This is a genomic window from Natrialba aegyptia DSM 13077 (assembly GCF_000337535.1).
GTDB lineage: Archaea > Halobacteriota > Halobacteria > Halobacteriales > Natrialbaceae > Natrialba > Natrialba aegyptia.
In genome coordinates, this window is the sequence record NZ_AOIP01000015.1 from 28497 (window position 1) to 42536 (window position 14040).

General features: G+C 64.9%; 12 protein-coding genes. 8 read left to right on the forward strand and 4 right to left on the reverse strand.

All coding sequences use genetic code 11. The features are described 5' to 3' along the window. Positions 1-79: 79 nt before the first annotated feature. The 4 genes from C480_RS04230 to C480_RS04245 all read left to right on the forward strand — a co-directional run bounded on the left by C480_RS04230 (position 80) and on the right by C480_RS04245 (position 4735). Positions 80-1246 carry a thiolase C-terminal domain-containing protein gene (locus C480_RS04230; RefSeq protein ID WP_006664382.1) on the forward strand — a complete coding sequence of 389 codons (1167 nt, stop codon included), beginning with the start codon at positions 80-82 and terminating at the stop codon, positions 1244-1246. Next, positions 1243-1632, forward strand: coding sequence for a Zn-ribbon domain-containing OB-fold protein (locus tag C480_RS04235; protein ID WP_006664383.1), 390 nt, complete (start codon positions 1243-1245; stop codon positions 1630-1632). The genes C480_RS04230 and C480_RS04235 overlap by 4 nt, the downstream gene beginning before the upstream one ends. Before the next feature lie 184 nt (positions 1633-1816). Continuing rightward, positions 1817-2671, forward strand: coding sequence for an NAD+ synthase (locus C480_RS04240; protein WP_006664384.1), 855 nt, complete (start codon positions 1817-1819; stop codon positions 2669-2671). A 447-nt stretch (positions 2672-3118) separates the two neighbouring features. Continuing rightward, positions 3119-4735, forward strand: coding sequence for a BCCT family transporter (locus C480_RS04245; protein WP_006664385.1), 1617 nt, complete (start codon positions 3119-3121; stop codon positions 4733-4735). A 47-nt stretch (positions 4736-4782) separates the two neighbouring features. Here C480_RS04245 and C480_RS04250 read toward each other — a convergent pair whose 3' ends face one another. The 3 genes from C480_RS04250 to C480_RS04260 all read right to left on the reverse strand — a co-directional run bounded on the left by C480_RS04250 (position 4783) and on the right by C480_RS04260 (position 7664). Further along, positions 4783-5811: an alpha/beta fold hydrolase gene (locus C480_RS04250; RefSeq protein ID WP_006664386.1), complete on the reverse strand. Its 1029-nt coding sequence runs from the start codon at positions 5809-5811 to the stop codon at positions 4783-4785. Positions 5812-6033: 222 nt separating this feature from the next. Next, positions 6034-7209 carry a methylmalonyl Co-A mutase-associated GTPase MeaB gene (gene meaB / locus C480_RS04255; protein WP_006664387.1) on the reverse strand — a complete coding sequence of 392 codons (1176 nt, stop codon included), beginning with the start codon at positions 7207-7209 and terminating at the stop codon, positions 6034-6036. Further along, positions 7206-7664, reverse strand: coding sequence for a cobalamin B12-binding domain-containing protein (locus C480_RS04260; protein WP_049903206.1), 459 nt, complete (start codon positions 7662-7664; stop codon positions 7206-7208). The genes meaB and C480_RS04260 overlap by 4 nt, the downstream gene beginning before the upstream one ends. A 224-nt stretch (positions 7665-7888) precedes the next feature. Here C480_RS04260 and C480_RS04265 point away from each other — a divergent pair, with 224 nt between their 5' ends. Beyond that, the gene (locus tag C480_RS04265) at positions 7889-8563 is read left to right on the forward strand and encodes an HD domain-containing protein (protein WP_006109869.1); all 675 of its coding nucleotides are present in this window, start codon (positions 7889-7891) and stop codon (positions 8561-8563) included. Positions 8564-8671: 108 nt separating this feature from the next. Here the strand turns inward: C480_RS04265 and C480_RS04270 are convergent, their stop codons facing one another. Beyond that, complete coding sequence (locus C480_RS04270; RefSeq protein ID WP_006664389.1) at positions 8672-9352, reverse strand: LysE family translocator; 681 nt, start codon at positions 9350-9352, stop codon at positions 8672-8674. A 674-nt stretch (positions 9353-10026) separates the two neighbouring features. Here C480_RS04270 and C480_RS04275 point away from each other — a divergent pair. The 3 genes from C480_RS04275 to C480_RS04285 all read left to right on the forward strand — a co-directional run bounded on the left by C480_RS04275 (position 10027) and on the right by C480_RS04285 (position 13361). Continuing rightward, positions 10027-11499, forward strand: a complete 1473-nt coding sequence (locus C480_RS04275) for an aldehyde dehydrogenase family protein (RefSeq protein WP_006664390.1) — start codon at positions 10027-10029, stop codon at positions 11497-11499. 117 nt (positions 11500-11616) lie between these two features. Next, positions 11617-12711 (forward strand): phosphotransferase family protein, encoded by a 1095-nt coding sequence (locus tag C480_RS04280; protein ID WP_006664391.1) that lies wholly within the window; start codon positions 11617-11619, stop codon positions 12709-12711. A gap of 74 nt (positions 12712-12785) precedes the next feature. After that, positions 12786-13361, forward strand: a complete 576-nt coding sequence (locus C480_RS04285; RefSeq protein ID WP_006664392.1) for a class I SAM-dependent methyltransferase — start codon at positions 12786-12788, stop codon at positions 13359-13361. Positions 13362-14040 lie beyond the last annotated feature (679 nt).

Here is a 14040-nt window from a genome sequence, read left to right on the forward strand (position 1 = left end):
TTCACATTCCGAATCAACATTCCTGATGGACTCGTCGGCAACCGCGGAGTATTAACGGATCGGCGAAGTACGAGTGTACATGACTGGCGTACGCGTCGCAGGAACGGGGTTGACCCCGTTCGGAAACGCGCCCGAACGGACGAGCAGGGATCTCTTCGCCGAAGCGAGTAGCGCCGCCTTCGCGGACAGCGGCGTCCCCCGAGAGGATGTCGAAGCCGTGTTCTACGGCAACTTCATGGGTGAACTCGCCGAGCACCAGGGCCACCAGGGGCCGCTGATGGCCGAAGCCGCCGGCGTTCGGGCACCGGCCACCCGCTACGAATCGGCTTGCGCATCGAGCGGAATGGCCGTTCGGGACGCCGTTATGCGCGTTCGCAACGGCGAACACGACGTGGTCCTCGTCGGCGGTGCCGAGCGCATGACCAACCTCGGGACCGCCGGCGCGACCGAAGCGCTCGCCATCGCGGCCGACGAACTCTGGGAAGTGCGAGCGGGGATGACCTTCCCCGGCGCGTACGCGCTGATGGCCAAGGCGTACTTCGACGAGTTCGGCGGCGGCCGCGAGGACCTGGCCCACGTCGCCGTCAAGAACCACGAGAACGCCCTGCCCAACGAGAAGGCCCAGTATCAGAAGTCGATCGAAGTGGCGGAGGTGCTCGACGCGCCAACGGTGTCGAGTCCACTCAGCCTCTACGATGCCTGTCCGCTTTCGGACGGGGCGTCCGCGCTAGTGTTGACGAGCGAGGCGTACGCCGAGGAACACGACATCGACGCGCCGGTCGCGATTACGGGCACTGGCCAGGGCGGCGACCGGATGGCGCTGCACGACCGCGAGTTCCTCGCTCGTTCGCCGGCCGCTCGCGAGGCCGGGGAAGAGGCCTACGCGGACGCCGGAATCGGCGCGGGTGACGTAGACGTTGCGGAGGTCCACGACTGCTTTACGATCGCCGAGGTGCTCGCGCTCGAAGCGCTAGATCTCGAACCCGTCGGCGAGGGCATTACGGCCGCCCGCGACGGCCGGACGACCGCTGACGGCGACACGCCGATCAACCTCTCGGGCGGGCTGAAGGCGAAGGGACACCCGGTCGGCGCGACCGGCGCGTCACAGATCGCCGAAGTGTCGAAACTCCTCGCTGGCACGCATCCGAATAGCGAGCCCGTCGCCGACGCAACGACCGGCGTCGCCCACAACGCGGGTGGAACGGTCGCCAGCGCCACCGTCCACGTCCTGGAGGTGGCAGAATGAGCGACGAATCCGCCCGCGACGCCGGCTTCGACGACTGGCTCGACGCCGCCGAAACCGGGGACGCCTACTACCTCGAATGCCCGGCCGGGCACACTTCCCTCCCCCCGCGGCGGCTCTGCCCGACCTGCGGCGCGGCTGCACTCGACGAGCGACCGCTTCCGGAAACGGGCGAGATCGAGACGTTCACCGTCACGCACGTTCCGACGCCCGCCTTCGAGGACGATGCCCCCTACGCGACCGCGATCGCCGACTTCGGTCCCATCCGCGTGACCGGTCAGGTCGTCGATCTCGATCCCGACGCGGTCGACACCGGCCTGCCCGTCGAACTCGACGTCACGAGTTCGGAAACGACGGGGGAACGGGTGCTCGGATTCAAGACGGTCTGAGACGGACGGCTGTCAGTCAGTGCCGGCGCACCCGCGACCGTCTGCAACGCTCGCCCGGAAACCGGTACAGCAGTCCGTCTGAGCCCGAGCGACGCCGTAGTCGGTTTTTCAATTTCGAACACGCCGGTTGCACATTGTAGGCAGGTGCCTTTTATGTCTTGGTCCCGCTAAACCGGGCGTTCGCATGGCGAACCTCTACGAGCAGACGCAGGACGAGATCGAGCCGGTTGATCTTCGATTCGCTACAGACGAGATCGATGCACAGCTCACACATCTCACCGAGTTCATTCGAAAGCGCGTCGACGCCGCGGACGCCGATGGCGTCGAAATTGCACTCTCCGGTGGCATCGATAGCACGACGACGGCCCACCTCGCCGTCGAGGCGCTCGGGACCGAGAACGTCCACGGGATCATCCTCCCGAAGGCGGTCAACGAAGCCGAGAACATGAGCGACGCCGAACGCGTCGCCCAGGATCTCGGGATCGAGTACGAACAGATCGGCATCGATCCGATCATGGACCGCCTCCTCGAACTCGCCGACGCGGAGTCCGACAACGAGTCCGAAGCGCAGTGGGAGGGCCGCTACGTCGGCAACACGAGCGCCCGCGTGCGAATGACGACGACCTACCTGATCGCCAACCGCGAGAACCGACTCGTCCTCGGCACCGGCAACCGCGCCGAACTCGCGACGGGCTACGTGACGAAGTACGGCGACGGCGGCGTCGACTGCAACCCGCTCGGGAACCTCTACAAACAGCAGGTCCGCCAGCTCGCCGCCGCCCTCGGCGTGCCAGAAGCCATCGTCCAGAAGACGCCCACCGGCGGCATGGTCGACTACGAGAGCGACGAGGAAGAACTCGGATTCGACTACGATACGCTCGATGCCGTCCTCGCGTTCTACATCGACGGAAACCTGCCAGCCTCGGTCGTCGCTCGGCTCACCGAGACGACGGTCGACGGCGTCGAACAGGTCGCAACGATGCACGAGGAGAGTTCACACAAACGAACCCCACCGGCAACGCCGGAGCCACTGTTCTAAGCTACCCAGTCCACCGCACCGAGAGCACGAGTTCGGGCGAGCACCGTGCAGTATCACGACCGTCGCGACCGTCACGAACACCGCGAGCGGACGGATGCGGATTCGAGTCGACCGACCGAACGACACGGCTCGGACCGCCACATCGATCGGCCGACCTGACAGGATACATGTCGCTTTCCAGTCCCGAGTCGCCGTCGAGTTCGAACGCCCGGACGCGGCGTTTCGGGACGAAAGCGGCGCGACAATCGCTTTCCCTGTCGTGTTCGGTGACGGACAGGGATAGCCGCAATCACAGCCGTCTGCAGGCCACACACGGCACACGCAGACACTCACACAGCCGCTGACACGACACACCACACCATCCCGATATCGATACCCACCAGTTCACCAGTGACACCAATGACAGCCCCCGACAACACACCTCACACGGACGACGGTGATGCACGCATGAGTCGACTCCGAAACGCCTGGGACGAGTTCACGACTGAACTCGACTACGTCGTTTTCGGTGCCGGCGTGCTCGTCACGGCGCTTACCGTTCTCGGATTCGTTTTTCGCCAGGAGAAAACGGCCGACCTGATGGATAGTACCAACGAGTTCCTCTGGTCGAACTTCGGATGGGCGTACCTGCTGATTATGTTCGCCCTGATAGTGTTCGTCGGCTTTCTCATCTTTAGCCCCTGGGGGAACATTACGCTCGGCGGAGACGACGAGGAACCGGCCTTTCGATTTCCCGCGTACTTCGCGATGTTGTACTCGGCGGGGATTGCGGCGGGCATCGTCTTCTGGGGGCCGGCGGAGGCGATTTTCCACTACGATACGGTCTCGCCGTTTCTCGATGCGGGTTCGCAAACCCCCGAGGCAGCCGTCGGCGCGATCCAGTACACGTTCTTCCACTGGGGTATCTCAGCGTGGACGGCTTACGTCGTCCTGGGGATTCCGATCGCCTACTACGGCTACCGGTACGACGCGCCGCTTCGGATCTCGACGATCCTCGCGCCGTGGGTCGGACTCGACAATCTCGACCGTCCGGTCGCGAAACTCGTGGACATCCTCGCGGTGTTCGCGACGATCGGCGGCGTCGCGGCGACGCTCGGGTTCGTCGGCAACCAGTTCCTGACCGGCCTCGAGTGGACGACCGGCACCTCGGTCGGCGACCTGACGACGGTACTCATCATTACCGGCCTGACGGTTGCGTTCACCGTTTCGGTGACGCTCGGCGTCCAGAAGGGCATCCGACGAATCTCTTACTTCAACCTCGTATTGTTCCTCGTCCTGCTCGTCTCGACGCTCGTGCTCGGCCCGACGCAGTACATTCTCTCGGTTGGAACGCAGGCGCTCGGCGGCTACATCAACGAGTTCATCACGATGAGTTTTTACACCGGTGCCGGCGCTGCGGGCGGTGGAAGCGTCGCGGACTGGATCGGCGAGTGGACGGTGTTCTACTGGGCGTGGTGGTTCTCGTGGGCTCCGTTCGTCGGGCTGTTCATCGCCCGCATTTCGCGCGGGCGGACGGTTCGACAGGTCGCCGTCACCGGCGTCGTCGCCTCGACCGGCGTGACGATTCCCTGGTTTGCGACGATGGGCGGCTCGGCGATTTTCGCCCAGCAGCGCGGCCGGGCGGACATCCTCGCCGTCGTCGGCGAACTGGGCGAAGGGGCCGCTGGCTATCCGCTGTTCGAGACGTTACCGCTCGGCGGCGCGTTAGCGGCGATGTTCCTCGTGCTCGTGACGACGTTCTTCGTCACGTCGGCCGACTCCTCGACGCTGGCACTGGGGATGTTGACCACGGGCGGAGCGAGAGAGCCCTCGACGATCAATCGCGTCGTCTGGGGACTGCTCATCGGCGCACTCGCGTCGCTGCTGATGGTTACCGGCGGCGTCGATGCGTTGCAAGCGGCCGCGATAATCACCGGCGGCCCGTTCGCGATCATTACGCTGGTGGCAGCCGTCTCGGTCGCACTCGCGTTCGGCGACCGCGACTCGATGTTCCTCCGCGAGGAGGACGACGTGTCGGTTCCCGGGTCTGATGATGTCATCGACAAGGATGTCGCAGACGACTAACGGCACGTCGGGTCACCAATCCGCGCCACACACCACCTCGTGACAGCTCACGCGTTCTCGCCGAACCCGACGTCGGCATCCCCCGTATTCCCCTCCAGCAACTCCGCCGTGAGATACGCGACGAACTCGTCCGGATGCTCGGCGTGGGGCAACTGCGTCGCGTAATCGATCGCGACCAGATCGAGATCCGCCGCTTCCGCCAGGTCCCGCCCCTCGCGCAACGGCACGAGTTCGGCGTCGCGCCCCCAGATCAGCGTGGTCGGCGTCTCGAGCGCGGCGAGTTCGGTCGCGAGGTCGAACTCGGCCATCGTGTCGTCGGGGTCATCGGGATCGTCGGCAACGGTCTCAGCGCGCCGTTCGGAACCGGGATCGAGCATCCCCGCCGCAAACGACGCCGGTGCGTAACGGGCACCCGGCTGGTGGGCGCTCTGCCAGGCGTAGGCGACCGTTTCCTCGTCGATCCGCTCGGAATCGTAGTAGCCGTCGCGGTCGTAGAAGTAGCGGATCGAGGGCGCGCTCGCGAGCAGGTTAAACAGCGTCGTCCCCACGACCGGCGCCCGGAGCAGCGTCCGGACCCACGGTCGCGCCGTCCCCGTGTCGTCCGTCGGACAGATCAACACGAGTTCGGCGATGTCGGATTCCCGCGCGGCCCCGACCGCGAACGACCCCGTGAGCGAGGAAGCGACGACGATCGGCTCGTCCGTCACGTCGCTCACGAAGTCACGAAGGAACTCGATGTAGAGCGTCGGCGAATAGACCAGCGGCGGGCGCTCCGAGCGGCCGAAGCCGGGAAGATCGACCGCGTAGACGTGATAGTCTTCCGCCAGTCGCTCGAAGATTTCGCTGAACTCGTGGCTGCTCGCGCCGGCGTGGACGCCGTGACACAGGAGCATATCAGGATCGTTCGGATCGCCGGCGACCGTGTAGGTGGTTTCGATGCCGCGCCAGCGATAGGTTCGCTCGACGCCGGTAAACGGATTCTCGAGGTCGCCGGCGCGTTTCGCGAGGAAGCGGTTGCCGACGATGGCTGCACCGACGGTTCCGATGGCCGCTCCGAGGACTGTACGGGCTTTCATGGGCGAGGGCTACACCGGGGACGGTCTTAGAAGTAGGGTTATCGTCCATCAGGGTCCGGTTGCCGGGTGGCGAGTCACGGCGGGAGTTCGACGGTGGCTCATACGGTCTGCTGTAACGATTTACCGGTGCGACCGCGTCCGTCATGCGGTTGCGCGGAAATGACTTACAGCGGTCCGTATCACACGGTAGTGGTCAACGGCGGCGAGCAGGAGACAGTCGTCTTAGTGGCGGTCGGCGTCCGACTCCGATTCGAGTCCGGGGGCCTGCACAGCCGCTTCTTCGAGACAGGCAGCGACTGGTGAGAGCACCTCGGTGGCGATCGTGTAGGGATCGGTATCGCCGGTACGGACGGCTTCGGCGAGATCCTCGACGCCGCCGGCCTCCTCGAGTTCGGTTTCGAGCAGCGTGTTGATGTCCTCGCGAAGGAGGGTGCGGATCTCCTCGGCGTAGCGCTCGCGGACCTTCTCGGCGCGGGTGCCGGAGTCGACGAGGAACGACTGGTGGGCGGCGAGTTCGTCGATGAATGTGTCGACGCCGGTGCCGTCGGTGGCGACGGTTTCGACGATGGAGGGGGTCCACTCGGGGGGGCTATCGGTGTCGTCACCGGCTCCGCTTGGGCCCGCCTCTGCGTTTGCGTCCGTGTTTCCGCCTCCGTCTTCGTTTCCGGCTCCAGTTCCGGCGGTCGGTTCGGTCCCGTCGTCGGCCATCGTATCAGCGCCGTGGTGTCCGGACCCGCCGAAGCTGACGCCTTCGCCGATGTGGAGCATCTCCCGGAGTTCCTGGACGGTCCGGTCTGCGCCGTCGCGGTCCGCCTTGTTCACCACGAAGACGTCCGCGATCTCGAGGATACCGGCTTTCAGCGTCTGTATCGAGTCGCCCGAGCCCGGCGGGACGAGGACGGCGACGGTATCCGCCGTCCGGACGATATCGACCTCGTTCTGGCCGGCACCGACGGTTTCGATGATGATCTTGTCCTTGCCGAAGGCGTCCATCGCCTTGACCGCGTCCGCCGTGGCCGTCGAGAGGCCGCCGAGCGTGCCCCGAGCGCTCATCGAGCGTACGAAGACGTCCATATCGCCGATCGTCGACGCCATCCGGATACGATCCCCGAGGACGGCACCGCCGGTAAAGGGCGAGGACGGATCGATCGCGATGATGCCGACCGTCTCGCCGCGCTCGCGGTAGGTTTCGGCGAGTTTGTCGACCAGCGTCGATTTGCCCGCGCCGGGACTGCCCGTGATCCCGATCACGTCGGCGTTGCCGGTGTGGGCGTACAGTTCCGACACGAGTTCGCGATAGCCGGGCGTGCGATTCTCGATTTTCGAAATCGTCCGGGCGAGTGCGCGGTGCTCCCCGGCCAGAAGGGCATCAAGGAGTTCTCGATCGTCGGCGTTCATCGCTCGGGTGCGTTTTCGCGGACGAACTCGATGGTCTCTTCGATCGACGTGCCGGGACCGAAGATCGCAGCGACGCCTTCGTCTTCGAGTTCGGGGCGGTCTTCGTCGGGGATGACGCCGCCGACGAGGACGAGGGTATCCTCGCGTGCGCCGTACTCTTCGAGGCCGTCCATGATCTTCGGGACGAGGGTGTCGTGTGCGCCCGAGAGGATCGAGATGCCGAGCACGTCGACGTCCTCCTGGACTGCCGCCTGGACGATCTCGTCGGGTGCCTTGTGCAGTCCCGAGTAGATGACCTCGAATCCGGCGTCACGAAACGCTCGGGAGATAACGTGTGCACCGCGGTCGTGGCCATCGAGGCCGACCTTGGCGACGAGACACCGAATCGAGCGGTCCCGTTCCGCCGTCTGTGTGTGGTGCTGTGATTGGGAATCCTCGTCCTGATCGCTGCTCATACCCATGCCTTCCGCGGCCGCCTGTTTGACTTTAACGGAAATTGTGGCAGGATCAGGAATCGCCCGCACGGTCGACCGCTATCGGTCGCGTCGGCCCAGTTGCAGACGGCCGACACTTCGTTTGCTACTGTGTGAATGAGTCACCCCCGAACCAAAGGCTAAAGAGCGAAACGACCGAACATTCTGGTAATGACTATCGTTCGTCTCTTGCGGAGGGATCTCTCGTGGGCGTCGAAATAAAAGAACGCAGGGTTACCGATGCCGAGTTCGAGGAGATGACGGCGTTCGTCTTCGAATATCTCGCGGCCAGCGTCGAAAAAGAAGAGGAAGGCGGCCGAATGCGCTGGTACCCGTGGCACTCCGCCGAGTACCGGCACAACCACATCCTCAACGTGGTCGAACTCGCGACGGAAATCGCCCGCGAAGAGGGTGCCGATGTCGATGTCACTCGCGTCGCCGCCCTCTTTCACGACGTGGCCAAACTCGAAACCGATCAAGAACTCCACGCAGAGGCCGGTGCCCGCGTCGCCCGCGAATACCTCGAATCGCGCGGCGAGTTCCCCGAATCGTTCATTCACCAGGTGTGTCGTGCCATCGAACAACACTCCTTCCAGGGTGACCTGACCGACCTGGCGCTCGAAACGCAGTGTCTGATCGAGGCCGACTTACTCGATAAGGTCGGCGCAAACGGCACCGCGCTCATGCTGTTACGCATGGGCTACGAAGCCCGCACCCACATGGACACCGACGAAATGGTCGAGCGCGTCCTCGAACGCGGCTACAACGCCGCCTCGCGCGTCGAGAGCGAGACCGCCGAGGGCATCGCCCACCAACGTCTCAAACGCGTCAAGTGGTTCCGAGAGTGGCTCGAAGACGAAATCGCCGGCATGGGCGACTGAATAGAACTGAACTACCCGAACCACCCAAACCACCCGAACCTAGCGCGCGGTGAACTCAGTCGGCCGCTGGTTTTCCTACAGTTTCTAAATCGCGAGCCTCCCGACCGGTCAGACGATCGCGAGCGTCCCGACGACGAGAAAGAGCGCGCCGAAGCCGACGAGAACGACGGCGCTCAGCGCGGCGATCGTCGGTGCGAGGGCGTCGACGCGCCGTCCGGCGGCGGCAAGCGCCGCGGGATAAGTGACGATCCAGACGGCGATCCCGCCGAAAAAGCCGAGCAAGAGTTCGGGAGAGCCGGTCTGGACGACGAGCGAGCCCGCGAGGACGGAGTCGATAGCGGGGACGTGAGCGAAGATATCGAGGGTTCCGGGCTGGAGGAGGCCGACGCCGACGGTGAGCCAGAAGCCGAGCTGGTAGGGATTGGTCAGCGAGAGGGCGAACGTTTTGCGAAAGCCGGCGGTTGAGTCGGTCTCGCCGTCGGTGAAGGCGGCGGTATGTCGTGCCTCTTCGATCGCCCCGAGTGCGAAGTACAACATGAGGATGCCCCCGAGGAGGTACAGCGCGGGTCTGATCGCGGGATAGCGGTCGATGAGGGTGACGACGCCGGCCAGGACGAGGACGAAGAAGACGACATCGGCGAGCATCGCGCCGAGGCCGGCCCAGAAGCCGGCGGTCCAGCCGCGCAGCACGCTCTCCTCGGCGATGATGGCGTTCATCGGCCCCGGCGGGGCTGCGAGGGCGATTCCGAAGACGACGCCTGCGAGGAGCGTCCCGACAGCACTGAGCACGTGTAGTCGAGTTATAGTGGGAGTGGCGATGTGAAAAGGACAGCGACTGCGGCGAAGAAGGTCCAAAGACGGGGACGAGTGCAATCGAGTATTCGCTGCGTTCCCGGCGGCGAGTCGTCCGAGGACCGTTTGGATGTTTGGGCCGATCGTGCGTCGTGCCCCGTTTTCGGGCCGACTACCGTCCCGCGGACGACTGGTCCGGCTACGATTTCGGTACAAGCCCGCATGCGAGCCATACCTCGGCTTCCCCCTTACCCGGGTTTCAGACTCTGTAAGGCTGACTTCCGATCTAATTGGTTACGGATACCGTCCCCTAGTTGTCATCCGTCGTACAAAATGGGTGCTCCTTCGTTCGGGAGCTTTATATCTCGGTGGAACGCATAGAATCATGCTTCGGTCCCTCGCGGGAAGAAGCGATGTCCCGGCCGACACCCGCCGGGACATGTTCCACCCCTGTCCCTCGAACCGACGAGCACCAGCACCGAGCGTGCCACGTCGCGTCGATAACCACACTAGGTGTCATTCCCTACTATTGCCTGCCAGAATGATACTGGATTTGGTTAATATCTCCGAAAACAGATACTGACGCTTATGTGAATTGCCTTCGTCGGTGCAGAGACGGCAGCCCGCAGTGCGGAGCCACCAGGCCCGCTGCGGGGCCCCAGCGACAACCCATGACAACGACACTCGAAAGCGAAATCGAAATCGAACTTCAGGAGCAGTACCGACCGTACATCGACGGCGAGTTCAGCCAGTCGGACGCCGCCGAGGGGTTTACGACGACCGATCCCGCGACCGGCGAACCGCTCGCGACGGTCGAAGCCGCCACGGCCGAGACCGTCGACCGCGCGGTCGCGGCCGCTCGGGAGGCGGCACCGGCCTGGCGGGCGACCGCGCCGGCCGAACGCGGCCGCATCGTCCATCGAATCGCGGATCTCATCCGCGACAACGCCGCTGAACTCGCCCGGCTCGAGAGCCGCGATCAGGGCAAGCCGCTCACGCAGGCCCGCACCGACGTCGAGGGGGCCGCCCGGTTCTTCGAGTACTACGCCGGCGCGGCCGACAAACTCGAGGGGAAACAGGTTCCGACCGGCCAGGACGCGCTCAATATCACCGTTCGGGAACCCTACGGCGTCAGCGGGCAGATTATCCCGTGGAACTTTCCGCTGAACCTCACCGCCCGTGGCATCGCGCCGGCGCTGGTCGCCGGCAACACCGTCGTCGCAAAACCCGCACCGACGACGCCGCTTTCCGCGCTTCACCTGGCGGACCTGTGCCAGCGGGCGGGCGTTCCGGACGGCGTCGTCAACGTCGTCACCGGCGGCAGCGAACCCGGCGCGGCCCTCACCGATCACGACGGCGTCGACGCGCTCACGTTCACCGGCAGCGTCGCCACCGGCCAGACCGTGATGGAGGCCGCGGCCGAATCCCTCTCGCCCGTCACGCTCGAACTCGGCGGCAAGAACCCGGCAATCGTGATGCCCGACGCCGACCTCGACGAAGCGGTCTTCTGGACCGCCGTCGGCATCTTCACGAACGCCGGGCAGATCTGTTCGGCGGCCGACCGCGCGCTGGTCCACGAGTCGATCTACGACGAGTTCGTCGAGCGGATCGTCGATCGGGCCGAGTCCTACGAGTTGGGGCCGGGCGTCGACGATCCGGATATGGGGCCGCTCAACCACGAAGCCCACTACGAGGCGGTGCTCGAGTACATCGACGCAGGGATCGAATCGGGTGCGACGCTCGAAACCGGCGGCGAACCGCTCGACGACGACGGTTACTTCGTCCCGCCGACGGTCTTCTCGGACGTCGACCCGCAGTCCAAGATCGCCCAGGAGGAGATCTTCGGCCCCGTGCTGACGGTGATCCCGTTTTCGGACCGCGAGGAAGCGATGTCGATCGCGAACGGCGTCGAGTTCGGCCTGACGGGCGGCGTCTTCTCCCGCGATATCAAGCAGGCGCTCTCGATGGCTCGCGAACTCGAGGCGGGCGGCGTCTACGTCAACGAGTGGTTCGGCGGGTCGGTCGAGACGCCCTTCGGCGGGATGAAACAGAGCGGGATCGGCCGCGAGAAGGGACTCGAGGCGCTCGATTCGTACCTGCAGACGAAGTCGATCTCGGTGAACCTCGACGAGCGAGGACGGTAGCCGTCCCGACGGGAATCGTCTCACTGCGGCGTACGATCCGGTTTTGGCCGAGACACCGTCACGCAGCACCGGTTATTTTCCGTCGATATTTTATAAAAAGCGATACTATTTTGGAGTATGAGCGGGACGGAGACGGCCATCGACGCGGCCGGCCTTGAAGCGTACCTTTCGGGGGAACTAGATATCGATGTCGGCGAAACCCGGGTTCTCAACGACGGTCTCAATTTAACACTCGAGATTTCGACCGCAAACGACGAGCAGCGGTACGTCTTGCGACGACCGAATAAGTTGCGACGGACGGACTTGTTCATCGGCGTGAAACGGGAGTATCGCGTGCTCCGGGCGCTCGATGACGCCTCGATTCCGACTCCGGAGCCGGTCCTGTTTTGCGACGATACGTCGGTGATCGGAGACTCGTTTTTCGTCACCACGTTTCTCGAGGGCTCGACGATCCCGCTCGGGTCGGATCTCCCGGAGCGGTTCCAGAACGAAGCCTCGCGAAACGACGTGGCGGCGAACCTGATCGAGACGCTCGCCGCGATTCACTCGCTGGACGTTTCCCCGTTCGAGGAGTGCTGTAACCGGCAGTCTCCACTGAACCAAATCGATCACGCAACCGTCCGACTCGATGAGACGGCGACCGTAACGGGCCGCGAATTCCCGCTCCTTCGATCCGTTGCGGAGTGGCTCCGCCAAAACGCCCCCGAAGAGTCAAAACGAACGGTCGTTCACGGCGACTTCAGACCGGGAAACGTGCTTTTCGCCGCCGACGATGACCCCGAGATAACCGGCGTTCTCGACTGGGAAACGGCGATGATCGGCGATCCCCAGACCGAACTCGGCTATCTCCTGCTCCGCTGGCGGGACGAGAACGATCCGACACCGCCGCTCGACGAACTCGAAGCGCGGTATTCGAACGAAGACGCGATTCAACAGTTGAGAGCGGCGAACGAAAACGGACTGGCTCCGTTCACGATGCGGCCGGGGAGTCCCAGCCGTCGGGAGCTCGTTACCCGCTACGAGGACGAGACGGGAATCGAGTTCGAGAACGAACGGTTCTACCGAGCCCACGCGGCACTGATGCTCGCGACGGTGTGGGCGGACCTTCACCGCCACCGAATCGAAGCGGGGAACGAGTCTCACTGGGAACCGCACGTCGAGTATATGGCGCGAATCGCACACAGCATCGTCACCGCCGAGTTCGAACTGTAGACAGCCTCCGTAGGAAGTATCGAAGGACGGAGTGTGACCCTCGAAATCATACTCTCGGGGAGCGAATCACCGGTATGGGATTTCACACCTACGATCCCGACCGCGCCGCCGCGCTCGAGGACGAGAGCCGCTACCGCTGGTGTTCGCGCGAGGAACTGCTCGCCCTGCTCGAACCCCACGACGGGCTGACGGTCGCCGACCTCGGCAGCGGCACCGGCTTCTACGCCGACGACGTCGCCCCCTTCGTCGACACCCTCTACGCCGTCGACGTGCAAGCGGAGATGCACGAGTTCTATCGTGAGAAGGGACTCCCGGCGACCGTCGAGCCGATTCACGCGCCCGTCGACGACCTGCCGCTGGCCGATGACAGCCTCGACGCCGCCTTTTCGGTCGATACGTACCACGAGTTCGCGAGCGAGGAGAGTCTGACTGAACTCGGGCGGGTGCTGCGGCCGGGCGGGCGAGTGGTGACGGTCGACTGGTCTGCGACGGGCGAGCGGGCGGCGGGGCCGCCGCTGTCGGAGCGGTACGCACTCGGCGAGGCGGTGACGGCCCTGCGTGAGGCGGGGTTCGCGGTGACGCGGGCGACGGAGCGGCCGGAGACGTACGTCTGCGTCGCTCGCAATGCACGGGGATCGCGGGGCGAGTGAGCGGATTCAGGGGGCGCAAACGCCACCCACCGATTCATGGCACTACGCGGTGAGAGGGGAGGGTATGCGCACCACCGGATCGACGCTACCGTGGAGAACCACCCGACGGTCCCTGCTTGCCGCGACGGCGACGAGCGGAACGACGCTGGCGGCGCTCGCCGGCTGTCTGGACCGCTCCGGCGGCGACGGAGGCGACGGAGGCGACGGAGNCTGCTTGCCGCGACGGCGACGAGCGGAACGACGCTGGCGGCGCTCGCCGGCTGTCTGGACCGCTCCGGCGGCGACGGAGGCGACGGAGGCGACGGAGGCGACGGAGGCGACGGCGGTGACAGCGGTGACGGCGGTGACGAAAACGACGCTGACGACTCGGCACAATCCGCCGTCTCCCCGTCCCTCCCGATGGACATCACGACGGTCGACGGCCCGGGGAGCGAAGCCGGGACGATGACCATCCCGCCGTCAGAGGGCATCATGCTTCTCAACTTCACTCGCGTCCACTGCCCGACCAGCGAGGGCTTGCACTCGACGATCGGAACCGTACGAGAACGACTCATGGACGAGCCCCAGCAGGATTCGGCGGGCGACGAACTCGACTATACCGTCGGTCCCGACGGGACCGTGACGGTGTTCTCCGTCATCGACACCACCTACGGTGCCTCGCCCTCGCCGGCTGAACTCG

Bases quoted from the DNA above. Each gene is read 5' to 3' on its own strand.
- C480_RS04230 (WP_006664382.1), top strand. From the start codon at position 80: ATGACTGGCGTACGCGTCGCAGGAACGGGGTTGACCCCGTTCGGAAAC.
- C480_RS04240 (WP_006664384.1), top strand. From the start codon at position 1,817: ATGGCGAACCTCTACGAGCAGACGCAGGACGAGATCGAGCCGGTTGAT.
- meaB (WP_006664387.1), bottom strand. From the start codon at position 7,209: ATGAACGCCGACGATCGAGAACTCCTTGATGCCCTTCTGGCCGGGGAG.
- C480_RS04235 (WP_006664383.1), top strand. From the start codon at position 1,243: ATGAGCGACGAATCCGCCCGCGACGCCGGCTTCGACGACTGGCTCGAC.
- C480_RS04275 (WP_006664390.1), top strand. From the start codon at position 10,027: ATGACAACGACACTCGAAAGCGAAATCGAAATCGAACTTCAGGAGCAG.
- C480_RS04260 (WP_049903206.1), bottom strand. From the start codon at position 7,664: ATGAGCAGCGATCAGGACGAGGATTCCCAATCACAGCACCACACACAG.
- C480_RS04250 (WP_006664386.1), bottom strand. From the start codon at position 5,811: ATGAAAGCCCGTACAGTCCTCGGAGCGGCCATCGGAACCGTCGGTGCA.
- C480_RS04280 (WP_006664391.1), top strand. From the start codon at position 11,617: ATGAGCGGGACGGAGACGGCCATCGACGCGGCCGGCCTTGAAGCGTAC.
- C480_RS04245 (WP_006664385.1), top strand. From the start codon at position 3,119: ATGAGTCGACTCCGAAACGCCTGGGACGAGTTCACGACTGAACTCGAC.
- C480_RS04285 (WP_006664392.1), top strand. From the start codon at position 12,786: ATGGGATTTCACACCTACGATCCCGACCGCGCCGCCGCGCTCGAGGAC.